The organism is Achromobacter sp. AONIH1, assembly GCF_002902905.1.
Taxonomy (GTDB): domain Bacteria; phylum Pseudomonadota; class Gammaproteobacteria; order Burkholderiales; family Burkholderiaceae_B; genus Achromobacter.
The window spans coordinates 5,046,750-5,068,543 of the sequence record NZ_CP026124.1 but is presented as its reverse complement, the minus strand read 5'-3'; the positions used below and the strand labels follow the sequence as shown (position 1 = coordinate 5,068,543).

General features: G+C 69.0%; 14 protein-coding genes. 6 read left to right on the top strand and 8 right to left on the bottom strand.

Annotated elements, in window-relative coordinates; translation table 11 throughout:
• The first annotated feature begins 7 nt into the window (after positions 1 to 7).
• Positions 8 to 643, top strand: a complete 636-nt coding sequence (locus C2U31_RS23195; protein ID WP_103274943.1) for a LysE family translocator — start codon at positions 8 to 10, stop codon at positions 641 to 643.
• A gap of 76 nt (positions 644 to 719) precedes the next feature.
• Here C2U31_RS23195 and C2U31_RS23190 read toward each other — a convergent pair whose 3' ends face one another.
• On the bottom strand, positions 720 to 2,597 hold the full coding sequence (locus tag C2U31_RS23190) for an ABC transporter ATP-binding protein (protein ID WP_103274941.1): 1,878 nt from the start codon (positions 2,595 to 2,597) through the stop codon (positions 720 to 722).
• Positions 2,598 to 2,931: 334 nt separating this feature from the next.
• Positions 2,932 to 3,858, bottom strand: coding sequence for a LysR family transcriptional regulator (locus C2U31_RS23185; RefSeq protein ID WP_103274940.1), 927 nt, complete (start codon positions 3,856 to 3,858; stop codon positions 2,932 to 2,934).
• Between the two features lie 150 nt (positions 3,859 to 4,008).
• Between C2U31_RS23185 and C2U31_RS23180 the strand changes: the two genes are divergently transcribed.
• On the top strand, positions 4,009 to 6,606 hold the full coding sequence (locus C2U31_RS23180; RefSeq protein ID WP_103274939.1) for a penicillin G acylase: 2,598 nt from the start codon (positions 4,009 to 4,011) through the stop codon (positions 6,604 to 6,606).
• On the opposite strand, the gene cydC is transcribed toward C2U31_RS23180, so the two are convergent.
• The gene (gene cydC, locus C2U31_RS23175) at positions 6,578 to 10,303 is read right to left on the bottom strand and encodes a thiol reductant ABC exporter subunit CydC (protein ID WP_103274938.1); all 3,726 of its coding nucleotides are present in this window, start codon (positions 10,301 to 10,303) and stop codon (positions 6,578 to 6,580) included. The genes C2U31_RS23180 and cydC overlap by 29 nt on opposite strands.
• Before the next feature lie 149 nt (positions 10,304 to 10,452).
• On the opposite strand from cydC, the gene C2U31_RS23170 reads away from it, so the two are divergent.
• From C2U31_RS23170 to C2U31_RS23160, 3 genes are all read left to right on the top strand, one after another.
• Positions 10,453 to 11,421 carry a LysR substrate-binding domain-containing protein gene (locus tag C2U31_RS23170; protein ID WP_103274937.1) on the top strand — a complete coding sequence of 323 codons (969 nt, stop codon included), beginning with the start codon at positions 10,453 to 10,455 and terminating at the stop codon, positions 11,419 to 11,421.
• 48 nt (positions 11,422 to 11,469) lie between these two features.
• On the top strand, positions 11,470 to 11,946 hold the full coding sequence (locus C2U31_RS23165) for a hypothetical protein (protein WP_103274936.1): 477 nt from the start codon (positions 11,470 to 11,472) through the stop codon (positions 11,944 to 11,946).
• 61 nt (positions 11,947 to 12,007) lie between these two features.
• Complete coding sequence (locus C2U31_RS23160) at positions 12,008 to 12,451, top strand: DUF4952 domain-containing protein (RefSeq protein ID WP_103274935.1); 444 nt, start codon at positions 12,008 to 12,010, stop codon at positions 12,449 to 12,451.
• Positions 12,452 to 12,458: 7 nt separating this feature from the next.
• Here C2U31_RS23160 and C2U31_RS23155 read toward each other — a convergent pair whose 3' ends face one another.
• From C2U31_RS23155 to C2U31_RS23140, 4 genes are all read right to left on the bottom strand, one after another.
• On the bottom strand, positions 12,459 to 13,226 hold the full coding sequence (locus C2U31_RS23155) for a hypothetical protein (RefSeq protein ID WP_103274934.1): 768 nt from the start codon (positions 13,224 to 13,226) through the stop codon (positions 12,459 to 12,461).
• A 349-nt stretch (positions 13,227 to 13,575) separates the two neighbouring features.
• Positions 13,576 to 14,604, bottom strand: a complete 1,029-nt coding sequence (locus C2U31_RS23150) for a DctP family TRAP transporter solute-binding subunit (protein WP_103274933.1) — start codon at positions 14,602 to 14,604, stop codon at positions 13,576 to 13,578.
• Between the two features lie 70 nt (positions 14,605 to 14,674).
• Entirely contained in the window at positions 14,675 to 15,973 is a 1,299-nt protein-coding gene (locus tag C2U31_RS23145) for a TRAP transporter large permease (protein ID WP_103274932.1), read from the bottom strand.
• Positions 15,970 to 16,497, bottom strand: a complete 528-nt coding sequence (locus C2U31_RS23140) for a TRAP transporter small permease (protein ID WP_103274930.1) — start codon at positions 16,495 to 16,497, stop codon at positions 15,970 to 15,972. The genes C2U31_RS23145 and C2U31_RS23140 overlap by 4 nt, the downstream gene beginning before the upstream one ends.
• A 359-nt stretch (positions 16,498 to 16,856) precedes the next feature.
• Here C2U31_RS23140 and purL point away from each other — a divergent pair, with 359 nt between their 5' ends.
• A complete protein-coding gene (purL, locus tag C2U31_RS23135) occupies positions 16,857 to 20,915 on the top strand; it encodes a phosphoribosylformylglycinamidine synthase (RefSeq protein WP_103274929.1) in 4,059 nt (1,352 codons plus the stop codon).
• Positions 20,916 to 21,101: 186 nt separating this feature from the next.
• Here the strand turns inward: purL and C2U31_RS23130 are convergent, their stop codons facing one another.
• Positions 21,102 to 21,788: a DAPG hydrolase family protein gene (locus C2U31_RS23130; protein WP_103274928.1), complete on the bottom strand. Its 687-nt coding sequence runs from the start codon at positions 21,786 to 21,788 to the stop codon at positions 21,102 to 21,104.
• Positions 21,789 to 21,794: the final 6 nt, after the last annotated feature.

Sequence of the window (21,794 nt, the reverse complement as noted above, 5' to 3'; positions counted from 1 at the left end):
GGCCGTCATGGCCGATATGGCGTTGTTTCTAGGGGCACTGGTGATCGTCTATGTGGTGCCGGGTCCGGACATGATCCTGTTGCTCGAAACCGGGCTGCTGCGCGGACGGGCGCCCGCGCTGGCGGTGGCGCTGGGGCTGGCGATCGCGCGCGCCGCGCACGTCACGCTGGCGGCGCTGGGGCTGGCCGCGCTGTTCCGCGCGCATCCCTGGGCCTTCGACGCGGCCCGGCTGGCGGGTGGCTGCTATCTGATGTGGCTGGGGGTGAAGCTGCTGCGCGCCGGTCCCATGTCCTACGAGGCGGGGGGCGCGGCCGACGCCGCGAAGACGACCAGCTGGCGCGGCGCGCTGATGTCCGGCGTACTGACCAATGTGCTCAATCCCAAGGCCTTGCTGTTCTGCTCGGTGCTGCTGCCGCAGTTCGTGTCGCCGGCGAGCGGTCCGGTGGGCCGGCAGTTCGCCGTGCTGGGCGTGATCCTGGTCAGCCTGGGGCTGGCGTTCGATGTGCTGTGCGCGCTGGCGGGCGGCGCGATGGGGCGCTGGCTGTCGGCCAGCCCGAAGGCGCAGAAGATCCAGAGCCTGGTCTTTGGCACCGCGCTGATCGGCTTCGGCCTGCGCCTGACGTTGGCCGAGCGGCCGGCTTGATAGCGGCCCCCCGGTACGCGCCAGCGGCTGGCGGCGTCTGGCGCCGACCGCCGCTGGCGGCCGGCGCCACGCGGCCTCAGCGCGGATCCAGCGCCAGGTCGCTGTCCTCGGGTTCGTCGACGAAGCGCGACGCGTCGCCGCGCAGCTCCTCCAGCGACATCCCCTTGGTCAGCTCCAGCGCCTGGCGCTCGAACAGGCGGCGGTAGACGCCGCCGGGACGACGGATCAGCGTCTCGTGATTGCCTTCCTCGATCACGCGGCCATGGTCCATGACCAGCAGCCGGTCCAGCGCGCGCACCGTGGACAGCCGGTGCGCCACCACCAGCGTGCTGCGGCCTTCCATCAGGCGCTCCATGGCCTGCTGGATCAGCACCTCGCTTTCGCTGTCCAGGCTGGACGTGGCCTCATCCAGGATCAGGATGGGCGCGTCCGCGAGGAAGGCGCGCGCGATCGCCACGCGTTGGCGCTCGCCGCCGGACAGCTTCACGCCGCGCTCGCCCACCATCGTGTCATAGCCCTTGGGCAGGCGCATGATGAAGTCGTGCGCGCTGGCCTGCCGCGCCGCGTGCTCGATCTCGGCCTGCGTCGCGCCGGGCCGGCCGTAGGCGATGTTCTCGGCCAGCGTGCGGTGGAACAGGATGGGCTCCTGCTGCACGATCGCGATCTGACGGCGCAGCGAGGCCTGCTGCGCCTGGGCGATGTCCTGTCCGTCGATCAGGATGCGGCCTTCGTTGACGTCGTACAGGCGCTGGATCAGCTTGATGAACGTGGTCTTGCCCGAACCCGAATGGCCCACCAGCCCGACGCGCTCGCCCGGCGCGATGCGCGCCGAGAAATGCTCGTACAGTGGCGTGTCGTGCGCGCCGTAGCGGAAGGTCACGTCGTCGAAGCGGATCTCGCCCTCGGTGATGCGGATCGCGCCCGCGCCCGGCTTGTCGGCCACGCCCAGGGGCTGGCGTTCCAGCGTCACCAGTTCCTCCATGTCGTTGATCGAGCGTTGCAGGTTGCGGATGTCCGTGCCCACTTCGCGCAGATAGCCCTGCAGCATGAAGAACATGGTCAGCGCGAAGGTGATGTCGCCCACGCTGGCCTGGCCGCGTGCCCACAGCCACAGCGATGCGCCGATCATGGCGACCTGCATCAGCGCCAGCATGGCGCCCTGCACGCCGGCGTTCAGCGTGCCGCGCATCCAGGTGCGGCGGGTGCGGCGGCGCCACTTGTCCACCACGCGCGCTAGCCGCGCTTCCTCGCGCCGTTCGGCGCCGAAGGCCTTGACCACGGCGTTGCAGGTCACGGCGTCGGCCAGCGCGCCGCCCATGCGCGTGTCCCAGGCGTTGCCCAGGCGCGCGGCCGGCGCCACGTAACGCAGCGACAGCAGCGCGGTGAACGCGATATACATCACCGAGCCCAGGCCCACCACCAGCCCCATCAGCGGCCAGTGCCAGCCCAGCAGCGCGGTGGCGCCCACCAGCATCACCACCGAGGGCAGCAGGGCGATCAGCAGCGTGTCGTTGAGCTGGTCGACCGCCCACATGCCGCGCGTGATCTTGCGCACGGTCGAACCGGCGAAGCTGTTGGCGTGCCAGTCGGTGGACAGGCGCTGCACGCGGTGGAAGGCGCTGGACATCATGCCGTTCATCATGCGCAGCGTGAAGCCGATGATGCTGTAGTACACGGCCTGGCGCAGCAGCATGGCGCCCAGGCCCAACGCGACCAGCAGCCAGAATGCCGTCATGGCCGCGTGCCAGACCTGCGCGTCGCCGGCCGCGCCGGAGGCCACGGCGTCAATCAGCTTGCCGGCGTACAGCGGGGTCAGCACGTCGGCGACGGCCGCCAGCAGCGCCAGCGCCATGATGAGCGGCGTGCGCAGGGGCTGCCGGGCCCAGTGGCGGAAGGTATAGCCCAGGACATCCGTGAAGGCCTGTCCTCGTTGATTCGATTTTTTGATAGCCATATGCAATGGCCTGACGCCACGGGACGCGCCAGGAATCCTTGTGTAAAGGAGGAAAAACGACCCGGCGCCGGGTGGGCGCGGGCATTGCGTTTTGGGTTGGTGACAGGCGCGGAGGACCAGTCGCCTGATACGCGTCAGGCGATGGGTCCGCGCGGGCGACGACTTAGGAGCGTCGCGGAGACACGCGCGGGATGGCGGTATGCGGATTCATCATCTTGCGCCTCCCAGTGGTGTGTTGGATGAAGAAAAGAAAATAGGACGAATGCCCGAACGAATGATTCTATAGAACGGACACATGTGAATCAACCGCGCGCGTGGACCCTGTCGGTTTTTTTCAACGCGATCGTTGCGCGTAGGCCGCGAGGTCGGTCCAGCGCTGCCGCGTGTAGGCATGGAACGCATCCAGCACCGTCGACGGCGTGCGGCCGGCCAGGCGCGCCAGCGCATAGTGGCCGCGCCGCTCGCGGTCCGGCGCGATGGGCACTTCCCGCAGCAGGCCGGCTTCCTGCTCGCGGCGGGTGACGCTGATCACGCCGAGCAGCAGCGCGTCGCTGTCCAGCGCCAGGCGCGTCAGCGCTTCCAGGTTCTCGCAGCGCACGGTCACCATTTGTTCGGGAGCGCCGCCGGGGCCCAGGGTCTCGGCCAGCCGCAGCGAGACTTCCGGACTGAGCGAGGTGGACGCGACCGGGTATTGCCGGATCTGCGCGACGCCGACGCGCCGATGCGCCAGGATGGGATGTCCGGCCCGGCACACCAGGCCGGCGCGCAACGGCGCCAGCGGCTGCGCGTAGATGTCCGGCGCGTCGTGCAGCAGGCGCGCGTCGCAGACCAGCGCGTCGATGCGTTCGGCGCGCAGCAGCGCCAGCAGCGCATCGGTCGCGCCCAGCTCCACGCTGACGCGCACCTGCGGATGGCGCGCCGTCATATGGGCCAGCAGGGGAGACAGCAGCAACGAGGCCGGAGTGGGACTCAGGCCGATGTTGAGGCTGCCGGATTCGCCGCCGTGCATGCGCTTGAGTTCGCGCTGTAGCTCGGCCTCTTCGTGGCGCATGCGGCGCGCGCGCTCCACGGCGCAGGCGCCGTAAGCGGTCAGGCGTAGCCGGCGCGTGCCGCGGTCGAGCAGCGGCAGGCCCAGCTCGGTTTCCAGGGCCTGGATGCTGCGGCTGAGCGCGGGCTGCGACAGGTTGACCGCTTCCGCCGCGCGCGAGAACGTGCCATGTTCGACCACGGCGAGCAGGTGCTTGAGCTTCTGGAAATCCATAATTCGAACGCATGAAATGTATGAAATAAATGCATTGGAATTATAAATTGGCTCTCCGTATCATGAAGCCGCGATGGCGTCCGCAGAGGCGCCGCGCGGCGCGCGGGGCCGGCATGGCCCGGCGTCACTGTTCATGGAGACAAGATTCAAATGAAGCAGCAATTCCTGTCGGCCGCCATCCTGGCGGCCTGTGCGCACGCGGGCGTTCACGCCGCGCCGGCGCCGCAATCGTCGCCCCCCGTTTCCGCCGCCGCCGTTCCCGCCTCGCGGCCCGCCGCCAGCGGCCAGGTCACCATCCGCCGCGATGAATACGGCATGCCCCATGTCTATGCCGCCACGGTGCACGGCATCTTCTACGGCTACGGCTACGCCGTGGCCCAGGACCGGCTGTTCCAGATGGAAATGGCCCGCCGCGCCACGCAGGGCAAGACGGCGGAAGTGCTGGGGCCGTCGATGGTGGCGTTCGACAAGTCCATACGCGGCAACTTCTCGCCCGAGCGCATCCAGCGCCAGCTGGCCGCGATGTCGCCGGAAGATCGCCAGATCCTGGATGGCTACGCCGCCGGCATGAATGCCTGGATCGCGCGGGTGCGCGCCGAGCCCGGCCGCCTGATGCCCAAGGAATTCAACGACCTGGAATTCCAGCCGTCGGACTGGACCGCCTATGACGTGGCGATGGTGTACGTGGGCACCATGGCCAACCGTTTTTCCGATGCCAACAGCGAGATCGACAACCTGGCGCTGCTGACCGCATTGAAGGACCGGCACGGCGAGGCGCGGGCCATGCAGATCTTCAACCAGCTGCGCTGGATGACGGACAGCCGCGCGCCGGTCACCGTGCCGGAGGAAGAGGGCAGCTACCGGCCGGGCGTCGCCACATCGGGCGCCGCCGCCCCGGGCGCGTCGGCCTTGTCCTATGCGCTGCCGCGCTACGACGGCACGCCGCCCATGCTGGAGCGCGTGCCGCGCGATCCGCAGACGCGCGGCGTGCTGGACGGCCCGCCGGACGCGCTGCGCGAACGGCTGCTGGCGCAGTTCGCCGAGTCCGGCCAGCCGGGCATCGCGGGCTGGCCCACCACCAGCAATATCTGGCTCGTCGGGCGCGACCACGCCCGGGATGCGCGCGCCATCCTGCTGAACGGGCCCCAGTTCGGCTGGTGGAACCCCGCCTACACCTACGGTATCGGCCTGCACGGCGCGGGCTTCGATGTGGTGGGCAACACGCCCTTCGCCTATCCGAGCGTGCTGTTCGGCCACAACGCGCACGTGGCCTGGGGGTCGACGGCGGGTTTCGGCGACGACGTCGACATCTACGCCGAGAAGCTGGACCCCGCCGACCGCACGCGCTACTTCCACGACGGCCAGTGGAAACGCATGGAGAAACGCAGCGAACTCATTCTGGTCAAGGGCGGCGAGCCGGTGCTGATGGATGTGTACCGCAGCGTGCACGGCCTGATCGTCAAGTTCGATGAGTCGCAGCACGTCGCCTACGCCAAGGCGCGTGCCTGGGAGGGTTATGAGATGCAGTCGCTGCTGGCCTGGGTGCGCAAGACGCAGTCGGCCAACTGGGACCAGTGGAAGACCCAGGCGGCGCGTCACGCGCTGACCATCAACTGGTACTACGCCGACGATCGCGGCAATATCGGCTACGCGCACACCGGCTTCTATCCCAAGCGCAAGCCCGGCCACGATCCGCGCCTGCCGGTGCCAGGCACCGGCGAGATGGATTGGGACGGCATGCTGCCGTTCTCCACCAATCCGCAGGTGTACAACCCGCGCCAGGGCTTCATCGCCAACTGGAACAACCAGCCCATGCGCGGCTATCCGTCCACCGACCTGTTCGCCATCGTCTGGGGCCAGGCCGACCGCTACGCCGAGATCGAGACGCGCCTGAAAGCCATGACCGCGCAGGGCGGCCGGGTCAGCCCGCAACAGATGTGGGACCTGATCCGCACGACCAGCTACGCCGACGTCAACCGCCGTCATTTCCTGCCCTTCCTGCAACGCGCGGTGGCGGGGCTGCCTGCCAGCGACGAGCGCGCGCGGCTGGTGGCCGGGCTGGCGGCCTGGGACGGCATGAACACCGCCGAGCGCACGCCGGGCTACTACGACAACGCGGGGCCGGCGGTGATGGATGCCTGGCTGCGCGCCATGCTCAAGCGCACGCTGGCCGACGCGATGCCGGCCGAGTTCTTCAAGTGGTACAGCGCCACCGGCTATCCCACCACGGCCGCGCCGTCCACGGGCTCGATCAACCTGACCGTGGGCGTGAAGGTCCTGTTCAATGCGCTGGCCGGGCCGGACGCCGGCGTGCCGCAAGGCTACGACTTCTTCAACGGGCAGCGACCCGAGACGGTCACGCTGGCGGCGCTGGACGATGCGCTGGCCGCGCTCAAGCAGGCCTACGGGCCCGACCAGGCGGCCTGGAAAGTTCCTGCCGGCCCCATGGTCTTCGCGCCCAAGAACTTCCTGGGCGTGCCCCAGGCCGATGCCAAGGCCACGCTGACCTATCCGGTCGCGCAGAACCGGGGCACCGAGAACAACATGACCGTGTTCGACGGCAGGACGGTGCGCGCGGTGGATGTGGTCGCGCCGGGGCAGAGCGGCTTCGTGGCGCCGGACGGCGCGCTGTCGCCGCACGCCCGCGACCAGCTCGACCTGTACACGGGCTTCGGCAGCAAGCGGGTGTGGTTCACGGACGCCGAGGTCCGTGAGCACGCTAGGTCGACAGAGACGTTGCGCTACTGAGCGCCTGTCCGCCCTGGCGCCGGGCCAGCCGCGCGTACAGCCCCTGCCCGCGCAGCAGCTGTTCGTGCGTGCCGGCCTCGGCCAGCGCGCCCTGGTCCAGCACCAGGATCAGGTCCGCGTCGCGGATGGTGGACAGCCGGTGCGCGATCACCAGCGTGGTGCGATGGCGCATCAGCGTGTCCAGCGCGCCGCGCACCTGCATCTCGGACAGCGTGTCCAGGTGCGAGGTGGCCTCGTCCAGGATCAGCACCGGCGCGTTCTTCAGGAACGCCCGCGCGATCGAGATGCGCTGGCGCTGGCCGCCCGACAGCTGCATGCCGCGTTCGCCGACGCGGGTGCGCAGGCCGTCGGGCAATGCCTCGACGAAATCCGCCAGCGCGGCCTGTTCCAGCGCCCGCTGGAGTTCCTCGCGGCTGGCCTCGGGGCGGGCCAGCAGGATGTTGCCCTCCAGCGTGTCGTTGAACAGGTAGGTGTCCTGCGTGACCAGCGCGACCCGCTCGCGCAGGCTGTCCAGCTTCAGGCCGCGCAGGTCGGCGCCGTCCAGCCGGACCGCGCCCGATTGCGGATCCCAGAAGCGCAGCAGCAGGCTGGCCACGGTGCTCTTGCCCGCGCCCGACGCGCCCACCACGGCCACCGTGGCGCCGGCGGGCACGGTGAAACTCAGGTCCTTGAGCGTGTTGTCGCGCTTGCCGGGATAGGCGAAGCTGACGTGCTCGAAGGCCAGCGACAGGCCCTGCGTCGAGACCGGCGCGTCCGCCGGCCCATCGTTCACCGGCACCGGTTCGTGGCTGACCACGTGCAGCCGGCGCGTGGCGGCGATGGTGTCGGCCAGCTGGCGGCTGACCTGCGAGATCTCCGATACCGGCAGGAAGGTGGCCAGCGCGATCAGCACCAGCAGCGGCAGCATGCCGGCCGACAGCGCGCCGGCGGCGACCTGCAGACCGCCGGTGACGGCCACGGCCAGTCCGCCCAGGCCGGCGGCCAGTTCGAAGTTGGCGTTTTGTCGCGACAGGTCGCGCTGCATGGACAGCCGGCGTTCGCGATAACGGTCGGCGGCCTGCAGGAACTCGTCGCGGCGGCGGCCGGTGGCCTGGAAGGCCGTCAGGTCGGCCAGGCCCTGGATGGTGTCGGCGGTGTGGGCGCTCATCTCGCCCAGCGCCTGGCGGGCGCGGTCGCCCAGCGCGTCGATGCGGCGGCGGCCGCGCACCGGCGACAGCAAGGCATAGGCCAGGAAGGGCAGCAGGGCCAGCGCCACCGGCCAACTGTAGAACGCCAGGAAGCCCAGCACCGACAGCGGCACCGCCAGCGAGACGATGGCCGGGGCGATGGTGTGCGCGTAGAAGTACTCGACCATCTCGATGTCCTGCGTGGCCAGCGCCACCAGGTCGCCGGAGCGGCGTTGCAGCAGGTAGGAGGGCGCCAGCCGTTCGAGCTTGTCATAGAGCTTGACGCGCATGTCGGCCAGCAGCCGGTACGCCATCGCATGCGCCAGCCAGGATTCGAGCCAGTGGAACAGCGCGGCCAGCGGCGCGGTGGCGAGCAGGGCGATGATCAGCGCCTGGATTTCGCGGCCGTCGCGGATGGCGGCCACGACCAGCGCGCTCAGCACGCCCACGCCGATGAAGGCGGCCACGCGCGCCACGCCCAGCAGGATGGTGGCGATCAGCGTGCCGCGCCAGGGCCGCACCACCGACAGCAGCGTGCCCAGCGTGTCGCGCCAGCCCACCTGGGCGGCGTCCACGTCGAGCGGGCGCGCGCCGGGGGCTTGCGGGTTGTCCAGGTCCGGCTCGTCCCGGCCATCTTCGCGCGGGTCACGCGTGACAGTGGTGGACACAGGCGTCGACGCCGAGACGGCGGGCGAGGGCGCGGCGCCGGCGTGGCCGGTCAAGGTCTGGGCGCGCGCGACGCCGGCGTCCGCCATGTCGGTCCGCGCGTCGGCCTGCGCATCGGCTTGCGCGTCGGCCGGCCGCGCCAGCGTCGCAGCCTGTTCGCGCATCAGCCGGTGATACAGGCCGCCCTGGCGCATCAGTTCGGCATGGCTGCCGGACTCGACCACGCGGCCCTGGTCCAGCACCAGGCAGCGGTCGGCGCCGATCACGCTGGCCAGCCGGTGCGCCAGGATCAGCGTGCTGCGGCCTTCCATCAGCCGGTCCAGCGCCTGCTGGATCAGCGCTTCGTTCTCGGCGTCGACCGAGGACAACGCCTCGTCCAGGATCAGGATGGGCGCGTCGCGCAGCAGCGCGCGGGCGATCGCCAGGCGCTGGCGCTGGCCGCCGGACAGTTGCAGCCCGCGTTCACCGATGCGGGTGGCGTAGCCGTCGGGCAGCGCCATGATGAAGTCGTCGATGTTGGCGGCGCTGGCGGCCGCGCGCAGCTGCTCGCGGCTGGCGTCGGGGCGGCCCAGGCGCAGGTTGTCCTCGATGGTGCCGTGGAACAGCATGATGTCCTGGCTCACCAGCGCGATCTGCGACAGCAGCGTGTCGGCGTCGAGCTGGTTCAGGTCATGTCCGCCCACGCGCACCGTGCCGGACTGCGGCACGCACTCGCGCAGCAGCAGGCGCACGATGGTGGACTTGCCGGCGCCGCTGGGGCCCACCACGCCGACCCGTTCGCCGGCGGCGATGCGAAAGCTCAGGCCCTGGTGCGCGGGCCGCTCGGGCGTGTAGGCGAAGGCGACGTTGTCGAATTCGATGGTGGGCGCGAGCGTGGCGGGGGTGGCCCTGTCGGCGGACAGCGGCGGGGTCAGCGGCCGCGCGTCCATCAGCATGTGGATGCTGGCGGCGGCCGACTGGCCCAGCATGCCCTGGTGCAGCACCGAGCGCAGGTCGCGCAGCGGACGGAAGATCTCGGTGCCGGCCATCAGCACGATCAGCAGCGCTTCCACGCTCATGTCGCCGGCGGCCACGCGCCAGGCGCCCAGCGTCAGCGCCAGCGCGGCGCCCAGGGCCACGCCCAGGTCGGTGATGCCGCGCGTCAGCAGGCTCACCGACAGCACCCAGAAAGTGTTGTCCGAGAGCTTGCGCGCGCGCTCGGCCAGGCGCTCGCCCCAGGCCTTGCCCTGGCCATAGGACTTGAGCGTGGGCAGGCCCTGCATGGCGTCCAGGAAGTCCTCGCCGAACTCGTTCAGCGAGCGGGTGCGCGCCAGACTGGCGCGGCGGTCCAGCATGTGCACGGCCATGGGGCCGGCCAGCGCGAACAGCGCCGCCGCCAGCAGCACCAGCGCCGTGGGCACGTCCCAGAACGCGATCACGGCGAAGATGGCGAAGGGCGCGGCGGCGGCGATGGCCAGCTGCGGCAGGTACTGGCCGAAGAAGGTCTGCAATTGCTCGACGCCGTCCACCACGGTCAGCATCACCCCGCCGGTGCGCTGGCGCGCGAACCAGGCCGGTCCCAGCGCCACGATGCGGTCGTACAGCCGGCCGCGCAGCGACAGCTGGATGGCGGCCGAGGCGCGCTGCGCCTGCACCGTGCGCCAGTGGTCGAGCTGCGAGCGCAGCAACACCATGAGCGCCGCGCCGGCGGCCGGCCAGGCCCAGTCGTTCCAGGGCGCGCCGTCGAACACGCGCGCCAGCATCAGGCCCAGGAAGACATAGCGGGCAATGCCTGCCGCCAGCGCCAGCAGGCCCAGCAGGATGCCGCCCGCCATGCCGGTGCGCAGGCCGCGCGTCAGGCGCCAGAGTCTCGCGTCGAAATACATATCGATGTTCCTTCGTTGTCCTTCGTATGAGCGACCGGATCGCCCGCGCGATGCGCGCCAGGATACGGTCCATGCGGCTCATGGTCCCCGATCGCGCGCGAACGCGAAAGCGATGGTTTTTCAATACACGGTTGAGATAAACTCAACCCATGCCCGACTTGCCCACCCATACCCCGCCGCTGGCGGCGCTACGCGCCTTCGAGGCCGTCGCTCGGCTCGGCAGCCTGAGTCGCGCCGCGGTCGAGCTGAACGTCACCAAAAGCGCGGTCAGTCATCAGTTGCGGGCGCTGGAATCGGACCTGGGCGCCACGCTGCTGCACCGGGGCGGGACCCTGCGGCGGGCCCAGGTGACCGAGGCCGGCGCTACTTTGCTTGTATCCGTACAGCAGGCTTTGACCCTGCTGGAGACCGCCTGCCGCAACGTCCGCGTGGCCGTGCGCAGCAAGCGGCGTCATAGCCTGAACCTGTCGGTCAACCCCTCGCTGGCCGCGCTGTGGCTGGCGCCGCGCATCGGCCGCTTCATCGAACTGCATCCGGACATCGATGTGCAGGTATTCCTGCACGCCAGCCAGGATCCGGCCTGGAAGGCCCAGGACATCGACCTGGCCTTCCTGCACGTGCGCGAGCACGGCCCGCATCTGCCGCAGCCCGGCGACATCCGGTTGATGAGCGAAACCGTGGTGCCGGTGTGCAGCCCGGCGCTGGTGCCGCCCGGCGAGCGCGACGATCCGCGCGTCTTCACGCGTCACCGCTGGCTGGAGGAAAAGCATGTCGACAGCCCCGAGACGTCCTGGGATACCTGGAGCGCGCGGCTGGGCCTGGACCCGGCGGACCGGCAGGAGCCGCTGGTCCTGAGCGGACTGAGCACCGTGGTGGCCGCCGCCGCGGCGGGGGTGGGCATCGCGCTGGGCCGCGCGCCGCTGGTCGACGAGGAACTGGCCAGCGGCAGGCTGGTGCCCTTGATGCCGCGCCTGAAGCTGGCCGGATCCTGGGGCTATGTGATGCGCATGCAGCCCAACCGGCCGATGGACGCGGCGCTGCCGGCGCTGGTGGAATTTCTGGCCGAGGAAGGGCGCAGTCCCGGGGCATGGCAGAATCTGGCGCAGGAAGCAGGCTGATCCTGGCGCGCCGGCGGCGCCGGCGCCACGAACAGAAGGAGAAAGCGCATGACGCGATTGACGAAGGGGCTGTCGGTATTGGCTCTGGCCTTGTTTTTCAGTCCGCTGGCGCAGGCCGACAGCGCCTACCTGCAGGTCGTGCAGGCCGTGGCGGGCAAAGGCGAGGCGGGGCAGGGCGAGTATGTCGACGTGACCTTCACGCCGGGCAGCCGTGGTCCGCTGGCGGAGTTCACGCGCACGCGCGTCGGCAAGCGGGTCGAGTTCCGCGTCGATGACCGGGTCCTGACGGTGGTGACGGTGCAGGGCGCCATCGACACGTCCGGCCTGCGCATGTTCGGCGGGGGCCAGGGCTTCGGCGGCAAGTCGGCCGAGGACATCGCGCGCATCCTCGAGCCCGGCACCTACGTCGAGGTCGCCGACGCCGGCAAGCCGGATCAGGACCGCGTGCTCAACCTCGACGCCGGCGTCCCTGCCGACGCCACATCGGCTGACACGCCGGCGCGCAAGCGCACGACCCGCCAATAAGGCTGACCCGTTTCCGGCGGCCGCGGGGCGCGACCGGAACATTGATAAATAGAGGCAAGCCGTGATCCATCCCGAAGCTGTTCTGCGTCTGGCCGCGCTGCTGACGCCCCTGTGCCTGATCTTGTCGGCCTGCGTCACGGCGAAGGCGACGTCCGCGCCCGCCTGCGGCGACTTCCTGGACAAGCAGGGCGACAAGCCCGCCTACATCGAATACCAAGGGTGCCACGCGGAATACGAAGGGCAGGGCAAGCCGCTGGTGGCGCGTTACCGGCTGGACGGAACCCACGCGGCCGAAGCCGAGGACTTCCTGCGCCGGCGCTACGGCATCCAGCCTTTGCGCTTTGTGTGCTGCGGCTGGGAGTCGACGCCGCATTCCTGGGTGGATGACGGCCATGCCTGGAACCTGGTGTTCGCGTCGGAGGAAACGCTGTTGTCGGCGCGCGCGCAGTGGTCGCGCATACCGACCTTCCATATCCGGGTGGAGCAGTACACCGAGGAGCCTTGACGAGACGCTATTTCACCGCGACGGAATCGGCGTCGGAAAATCGGAATATCTCGGTGTATAGCGGTTCGTTCCAATAGTTCAGCCGTCCCGCCAGTTCCTCGCGCGCGCCCTTGTAGTCTTCCAGCAGTCCGGGATAGCTCAGATAGGTCTTGTCCGCCTCGCCGTAGATGCGCGTGAAGGATCGGGACATCAGCGCCTTGCCTGCGGGATCCTTCAAGGCATATTCGATGATCGTGACAGGCTTGAACGAGTCCGTCGCGGACGTGGCCCCGTAGCCCACAGTCAGTCTCAACATGAGCTGCATATAGCCTTCCGTGGCGATCATGTCTTCCGATTTGCTCAACGCCAGATCCGCGTTGCCGCTGGGGCGCTTCACCTGCGTGAGCTTGACTTCCCGGCCGTCCTTTTCGAGCAGGTCCCCCAGCTTTCTGGCGAAATCCCGGTTCATGCTTTGATCCGGCATGTTGTCGGCGATCTGCTTGGAAAATTCCTCGGACCGGCGTTGCGCGCGGGCCGGAGCATCCAGCTTGTGCGCGGCATGGGTGGCCAGGCCGATGAGCGTGCCGATGGGGCCGAGTATGCCCAGGACATTGGCGGATTGTGATCCACCCAGGTCGACCACCGTGAAATCATCGGCGTGATAGAACACTTCGACCTTTCTGCCTGATTCAATCGCCGCCCGGTTGGCCTGCTTGTCGAGCTGGTACTTTGGTGGGGGTTGTTGCGTTGCGCATCCCGCCAGCACGATGACAATGACCGCCAGAAGTTTCTTCATGTCCGCTCTCACGTTTGGAAATAGCTTCAGGAAACGCGGATTGAGCGTACGGTGCGAATTGGCAGGGTGGAATCAGAGAATTCCTAAAGATATTGAGCAATATTGAACCGAGCGGCGGTTGGCGCGGTCGCCTCGGCGGCTGCGCCAAAACTAACGGGCGCCGGCTTGTGGCCGGCGCCCGTCCTAGATCGGCGGAACCTGCGTTCCGGCCTTGCTTGTGGCGGTCTCCCGGGCGGCTCTTTGCGCTGGCGCGCTGCGGCTGCCTCGGGAAACGGCCCGGCGGCGGCTCATGATGGCCGCCTTTCCCCCTGGGCTTGCTGCTAAATCCTTACGGTCTGCTTCCTGATCTTCACTTCTTGCGGGCCGCGATCGCCTTCTCGGCGGTGTTGACCAGATCCTCGCCGATCTGCTTCTTCCACTTGTCGTAGACCGGCTTGGTGATCTTGGCGAAGGCGTCGTGGTCGGCCTGGGACAGCGAGGTCACGGTGACGCCGTGGCCTTCGATTTCCTTGAGCAGCGACGGGTCTTCAGGCGTCACGCCCTTGCGCGCGATGACGATCTGCTGCTTGCCGGCGTCCAGCGCGGCCTGGCGCACGATCTCGCGGTCCTTCTCGGACCAGGCGTTCCAGACCTCCCGGTTGACCACGAAGATCAGCGGGTCGGCTACGTAGTTCCACAGCGTCAGGTATTTCTGGCCCACGGTGTAGAGCTTGGAGCCGGTGTAGATGGACAGCGGGTTCTCCTGGCCGTCGACCGCGCCGCTGGCCAGCGCCGGCTGGGCGTCGGCCCAGCTCATCTGCGTGGGGTTGGCGCCCAGCGCGGTGAAGGTGTCGATGTACAGCGGCGAGCCCACCACGCGCAGCTTCATGCCCTTCATGTCCTCGGGGCGCTTGATCTCGCGCTTGGAGTTCGACAGCTGGCGGTAGCCATTCTCGCCCCAGGCCAGCGGCACCACGCCGGCCTTCTCGATCAGCTTGAACATCTCCTTGCCGACCTCGCCCTGCACCAGCGCGTCGATGGCGGCGTAGTCGGGCATCAGGAAGGGCAGCGAGAACAGGTTCAGCTGCTTGACCTGCGGCGACCAGTTGATGGTCGAGCCCACGGCCATGTCGATCACGCCCTGGCGGATGGCGGTGAATTCGCGGGTCTGGTCGCCCTGGACCAGCGAGGTGCCGGGATAGACCTTGATGTTGATGCGGCCCTGGGTGCGCTCGCGCACCAGGTTGGACCAGATCTCGGCGCCCTGGCCCCAGGGGAAGGTGGTGCCGACGACGATGGAGAGCTTGTACTCGGGCTTGTAGGTCTGCGCGTGGGCGGGCGCCAGGCCGGCGACGGCGGCCGTGCACAAGGCGGCGGCGATCCAATTGCGGAACTTCATCTTGCGTCTCCTCTCTTCTCGTTGTGATGTCCGTACCTGTCCAGGCCGGCGCGCGGCGCGCGCCCGGCGTTCAATATCCCAGCTTGTGCGGCAGCCACAGCGCCAGTTGCGGGAACACCAGCACCGCCACCAGCACCAGGAACATCGCGCCCAGCAGCCACACCACCCAGGGCACCGTCGATTCCATCGGCACCCGCGCGATGCGGCACGACACCATCAGGTTCACCGCCAGCGGCGGGGTGAACTGGCCCAGCGCGACCTTCAGCGTCAGGATCACGCCGAACCACACCGGATCCCAGCCGTAGGCATTGGCGATGGGCATGAGCAGCGGCACGAAGATCAGGAAGATCGAGATGCCGTCCAGGAACATGCCCACCGTCATCAGCAGCAGGATCAGCAGCGCCAGCACGCCCCATTCGCCCAGCCCGGAATTGACGATCGCGTGCGTGATCGGGTCGATCACGCTGAGCGTGGACAGGGCCCAGGCGAAGATGCCGGCCAGCGTCACCACCAGCATGATCACGGCCGACAGCTCGGCGGCTTCGCGCAGGATGGTGAACAGATCGCGCGGCTTGATGCTGCGATGGATGAACATGCCCACGAACAGGCCGTAGAACACCGCCACCACGGCGGCCTCGGTCGGCGTGAACCAGCCCATGCGCATGCCGCCCAGGATCAGCACCGGCGCGGCCAGGCCCCAGGACGCCTCGCGCAGGCTCTTCCAGAACGGCGGGCGCGGCAGGTGCGCTTCCAGCGAGCCCATCTTGTGCTTGCGCGACAGCCACACGGCCGGGATGATCAGCGCGAAGCCGGCCAGGATGCCGGGCACCATGCCGGCGGCGAACAGCGCCGGCACCGACGCGCCCGGCACCAGCACCGAGTAGATGATGAAGGCCACCGAGGGCGGGATCAGGATGTCGGTGGCGGCGCCGGCGGCCACCACCGCGGCCGAGAACGGGCCCGGATAACCGGCGCGCGACATGGCGGTGATCATCACCGCGCCCACGGCGGCGGCGCAGGCCGGGCCGGAGCCGGAGATGCCGCCCAGGAACATGGCCACCGCGATCGACACCAGCGGCAGCATGCCCGGGCCGCGTCCGACGATGGCGATGGCGAAATCCACCAGGCGCCTGGCCACGCCCGAGCGGTCGAAGATCGAGCCGACCAGCACGAACATCGGGATCGCCAGCAGCGGGTACTTGGCCAGGCCGGCGTAGAAGTTCTGCGGCACGGTCAGGAGGCCATACCAGGGCGTGTCCAGGTTGGACAGCACGATGGCCACCGTGCCGCCCAGGCCCAGCGCCACGCCCACCGGCACGCCGATCAGCATCAGGACGATGAAGACCCCGAACAGGATGGCGGCGATCATGCCTGGCTCCGTAGGATGCGGCGCATCACGCCCAGCATGCGCAGCGAGATGGCGGCGGCCATCACCGGCAGCCAGATCGAATACCACCAGGTCGGCACGCCGATGGCGGGCGAGGTCTCTTCGTAGATGTATTCGTCGGCCACCAGCTTGACCGACAGCACCGTCAGCAGCACGAAGAACAGCAGCACGCAGCCGTTGGCGATCAGGGCCATGATGCGCTGGCGCCGGGGCGAGCCGTTGTCGGCCAGGATCTCGATGCGGATGTGGTGGTTGCGCACGAAGGCCATGCTGCCGCCGGCCATGGTCAGCACGATCAGCAGGAAGACGGAGATTTCCTCGGTCCAGGCGAAGGACTGGTCGGTGAAATAGCGCACCAGCACGTTCACGAAGGTGATCAGCGCCAGCGCCGCCAGCAATATCACGGCCAGCCAGTCCTCGATGGCCAGCGGCACTTTCACGTCGGGTTCGGGTTCAACGGGAAGAATCGGTTCGGCGGGCTCTGCGGAGGCTTCGGAGCGGGACATGGTGAGGCGGTATGGCCAGCGCGGCGGCGTGTGCGGGTTGGGGGGAGGTGTCGCAGCATCCTACCGTCGGGTTCCCGGCTGGGGTGTTCGTGTTTTCCCGCGTTTTTGGCGCTGGCCGCGCATGTTGCGATGCGGGATCGGATTTTCGAAAATCGGGATGGCCAGGCAGAATGTGCAGGAGATTCATGGATTTTCATGAATGCTGCGATGCGGGATCGCAGGTTGATCGGGTGCGAATTTTTTTGTAACACCGGGCCGGAAGCGGACGATCGAACGCCGCCCGCGCGCGCGCTCCGGGAAAACCCGCTTAACAGGTAAAATCCTCGTTTTGCTCCTTCCTCAAATACGGCGCCCGCATCGTGTCCCTTGTTCAGCATCTGCCTGGTTCCTCCGTCCTGTCCTCCTTCCGCCGCGATCGCCTGCTGGCGCAACTGAAAGAGGCCGGCCTGCCGGTGGCCGACATCTCCGCCCGCTACGAGCACTTCGTCAACACCGATGCCGCCCTGACGGCCGCGCAGCAGCAACAGCTGGCCCAACTGCTGGACTACGGCACGCCCGTGACCGGCGACACGCCCGCCAAGAGCCTGGAACTGCTGGTCATCCCGCGCCTGGGCACGATTTCTCCGTGGGCCAGCAAGGCCACCGACATCGCCCACAACTGCGGCCTGGACGCCGTGCGCCGCATCGAGCGCGGCGTGCGCTACGTGATCACGCCCGAGCGCGGCCTGCTGGGCGCCAAGAGCTTTGACGCCGCCATGCTGGCGCGCGCGGCCGACTGCCTGCATGACCGCATGACCGAAACCGTGGTCGACGCCGGCTTCGACGGTCAGGCGCTGTTCCAGACGCTGGCCGGCAAGCCCATGCGCACCGTGGCCGTGCAGGCGCGCGGCGCCGAGGCGCTGGTCGAGGCCAACGCCACGCTGGGCCTGGCGCTGTCCGACGACGAAATCGAATACCTGGCCAAGTCCTTCAGCGACCTGGGGCGCGACCCCACCGACGTCGAGCTGATGATGTTCGCCCAGGCCAACAGCGAGCACTGCCGCCACAAGATCTTCAACGCCCAGTGGGTGATCGACGGCCAGGAGCAGCCCAACACGCTGTTCGGCATGATCCGTGCCACCCACAAGGCCCAGCCCGCCGGCACCGTGGTCGCCTATTCCGACAATGCCGCCATCATGGAAGGCGGTCCGGCCCAGCGCTTCCAGGCCGGCGTGCCCGGCCTGCCGGGCGCGGCGGGCGAGGGCGCCGACCAGGCCCGCTATATCCGCCGCGACACCACCGTGCACACGCTGATGAAGGTGGAAACGCACAATCACCCGACCGCCATCGCGCCGTTTCCCGGCGCGTCCACCGGCGCGGGCGGCGAGATCCGCGACGAAGGCGCCACCGGCCGGGGTTCCAAGCCCAAGGCCGGCCTGACCGGCTTCACCGTGTCGCACCTGCGCTTTCCGGATGCGCCGCAGCCCTGGGAAGCCGACCATCACGGCCTGCCGGACCGCATCGCCTCGCCGCTGTCCATCATGATCGACGGCCCCATCGGCGGCGCCGCCTTCAACAACGAATTCGGCCGTCCCAACCTGCTGGGCTATTTCCGCAGCTTCGAGCAGACCGCCGGCGACACGCGCTGGGGCTATCACAAGCCCATCATGATCGCGGGCGGCCTGGGCAGCATCGACGCCGGCCTCACGCACAAGGACGTGATCCCGCCGGGCGCGCTGCTGATCCAGCTGGGCGGCCCGGGCTTCCGCATCGGCATGGGCGGCGGCGCCGCGTCCAGCATCAGCATGGGCAGCAACTCCGCCGAGCTGGACTTCGATTCCGTCCAGCGCGGCAACCCCGAACTGGAGCGCCGCGCGCAGGAAGTCATCGACCGCTGCTGGCAGCAGGGCGAGCGCAACCCCATCATCGCCATCCATGACGTGGGCGCGGGCGGCCTGTCCAACGCCTTCCCCGAGCTGGTCAACGACGCCGGCCGTGGCGCCATCTTCGACCTGAAGCGCGTGCCCCTGGAAGAATCAGGCCTGTCGCCGGCCGAGATCTGGAGCAACGAATCGCAGGAGCGCTACGTCCTGTCGATCCTGCCGCAGGACCTGGACCGCTTCGACGCCATCGCGCGCCGCGAGCGCTGTCCCTACGCGGTGGTGGGCGTGGCCACCGAAGAGCGCCAGCTGCGCGTGGTCGACGGCGAGGGCCTGCCGGGCCTGGACGCCATCCGCGCGCAGGGCGCCGATGAAGTGCGTCCGGTGGATGTGCCCATCGACGTGATCCTGGGCAAGCCGCCGCGCATGACGCGCGACGTCAAGCGCCTGCCTGGCGTGTCGGCCCCGCTGGACCTGGCCGGCATCGACCTGACCGAAGCCGCCTACCGCGTGCTGCGCCACCCCACCGTGGCCAACAAGTCCTTCCTCATCACCATCGGCGATCGCACCGTGGGCGGGCTCTCCAGCCGCGACCAGATGGTCGGCCCGTGGCAGGTGCCGGTGGCCGACTGCGCCGTGACGCTGGCCGACTACGAAGGCTTCCGCGGCGAAGCCATGTCCATGGGCGAACGCACGCCCATCGCCATGCTCGACGCGCCGGCCTCGGGCCGCATGGCCGTGGCCGAGGCCCTGACCAACCTGGCCGCCGCCGACGTGGCGCGCCTGGAAGACATCAAGCTGTCCGCCAACTGGATGGCCGCCTGCGGCGTGCCGGGCCAGGACGCGGCGCTGTACGACACCGTGTCGGCCGTCAGCGAGCTGTGCCAGGCTGCCGGCCTGTCCATCCCCGTCGGCAAGGACTCGCTGTCCATGAAGACCAGCTGGGAACAGGACGGCGAGCAGCGCCAGGTGGTGGCGCCGGTGTCGCTGATCGTCACGGCCTTCGCGCCGGTGGCCGACGTGCGCGCCAGCCTCACGCCGCAGCTGCGCACCGACGCCGGCGACAGCGTGCTGATCCTGGTCGACCTGGGTCGCGGCCGCCATCGCATGGGCGGCTCGATCCTGGCGCAGACCTACAACCAGGTTGGCGAGACGGTGCCGGACATCGACGCGCCGCAGGACCTGCGCGCGTTCTTCGTCACCATCCGCACGCTGGCCGAGGCCGGCACCATCCTGGCCTATCACGACCGTTCCGACGGCGGCCTGTTCGCCACGCTGACCGAAATGGCCTTCGCCGGCCGCACCGGCATCTCGGTCAACCTGGACATGCTGACCTTCGATCCGCAGTCGGCCGACTGGGGCGACTACAAGATCCGCCCCGAGCAGGTGGCCGTGCAGCGCGACGAGCTGACGCTCAAGGCGCTGTTCTCGGAAGAAGCCGGCGCCGTCATCCAGGTGCCGGCCGCGCAACGCGACGCCGTCATGCAGGTGCTGCGCGGCGCGGGCCTGTCGGCCCACTCGCACGTGATCGGCGGCCTGAACGCGGCCGACGAGATCGAGTTCTATCGCGACGGCAAGAAGGTCTGGGGCCAGCCGCGCGCCGACCTGGGCCGCGCCTGGAGCGAAGTGTCCTACCGCATCATGGCGCGCCGCGACAATCCGGCCTGCGCCCAGGCCGAGCTGGACGTCTGGAGCGACACGCAGGATCCGGGCATGCAGCCGAACGTGGACTTCGATCCGCAGGAAGACATCGCCGCGCCGTACATCGCCACCGGCAAGCGTCCGCGCGTGGCCATCCTGCGCGAGCAGGGCTGCAACAGCCAGGTTGAAATGGGTTGGGCCTTCGACACCGCCGGCTTCGAGGCCTACGACGTGCACATGACCGACCTGCTGGCCGGCCGCGTGGACCTGGCGGGCATGCAGGGCCTGGTGGCCGTGGGCGGCTTCAGCTACGGCGACGTGCTGGGCGCCGGCGAAGGCTGGGCCCGCACCATCCGCTTCAACAGCCGCCTGTCGGACCAGTTCGCCGCCTATTTCGCGCGCCCCGACACCTTCGCGCTGGGCGTGTGCAACGGCTGCCAGATGATGGCCGCGCTGGCGCCCATGATCCCCGGCGCCGAGGCCTGGCCGCGCTTCACGCGCAACCTGTCCGAGAAGTACGAGGCGCGCCTGGCCCTGGTGGAACTGGCCAAGTCGCCGTCGATCTTCTTCGCCGGCATGGACGGCGCGCGCATCCCGGTGGCCGTGGCTCACGGCGAAGGCTATGCCGATTTCTCGCAGCAGGGCGACGCCAGCCGCGTGCTGACCGCCGCGCGCTACATCGACAATCGCGGCCAGGCCACCGAGGCCTATCCGTTCAACCCCAACGGCAGCCCGGGCGGCCTGACCTCGGTCACCACCGCCGACGGCCGCTTCACGGTGATGATGCCGCACCCGGAACGCGTGACCCGCAACGTCATGATGTCCTGGGCCCCCGAAAAGTGGGGCAAGGCCGACGCCGGCGGCACGTTCAGCCCCTGGATGCGCATGTTCCGCAACGCACGCGTCTGGCTGAAGTAAAGCGCCAGGCATAGCTCGGGCTGCAGGCAAAAGGCCCCACCGCTTCAGGGCGGTGGGGACTTTGTCCATGATGCGCCGCTTTCGCGACGGCGTACTCGAGACCTTGCTTTGGATCCACCGTCCTTGGAACGCCGTGTCCGGGCGGGCCCGGTATCCGGCGCGTGTCGGTGGCCTGCGGGGCTGCGCTTACCAGGGCAGCGTCACCGGCTTGGCGTCGCGGTTGTCGCCGGCGTGAATACCGGGCAGGAAGCGCGACAGGAAGGTGAACTCGTTGTAGCAGTGCATGAGCAGCGCGCGGCCGAAGTCATCGCTGAATTCAGCCTTGAGCTGGTCCGGCGTCCAGCCGTCGGCGACCAGGTCCTGGCCCATGTAGAAATGGCTGCGCAGTGCCAGCCCCCATTTCGTATCACGGCCGATGTGCAGCAGGCGGCCGCCCAGCACTTCGCCGGTGGGCAGGCGTTGCGGCGTCGCGCCCATGCCGACGCGGCCGCAGACGGCTGCCGAGATGGCGCCGCTGTCGCGCGCCGCGCGGTAGGCCTCGGCGCCAAAGAATTCGGCGGCGTCGCGGAACTGGATGGCCAGGTCGGCGGCGGGCATGCCGGTGAAGTACTCCTTCACCAGATGGATCGAACCCACGTGCGTATCGGCGCTGCCTTCGGCCCAGTCGCTGGACACGTGGTCCACGGGGTGCCACCAGATGTACTCGCGCGTGCCGGGACGCGAGCGGAACCACCATTCGAACATCTCGCCCGTGCAGTTGTGCAGATCGGTGCGGCAGGCCACGTGCAGCACGCCGTTGGGCAGCCGTTCAAAGCCGGTTTCCAGTTGCAGGGGAGCGGGGTCCAGCAGCAGGCTGGCTTGCGAGAGTTCCATGGCGCG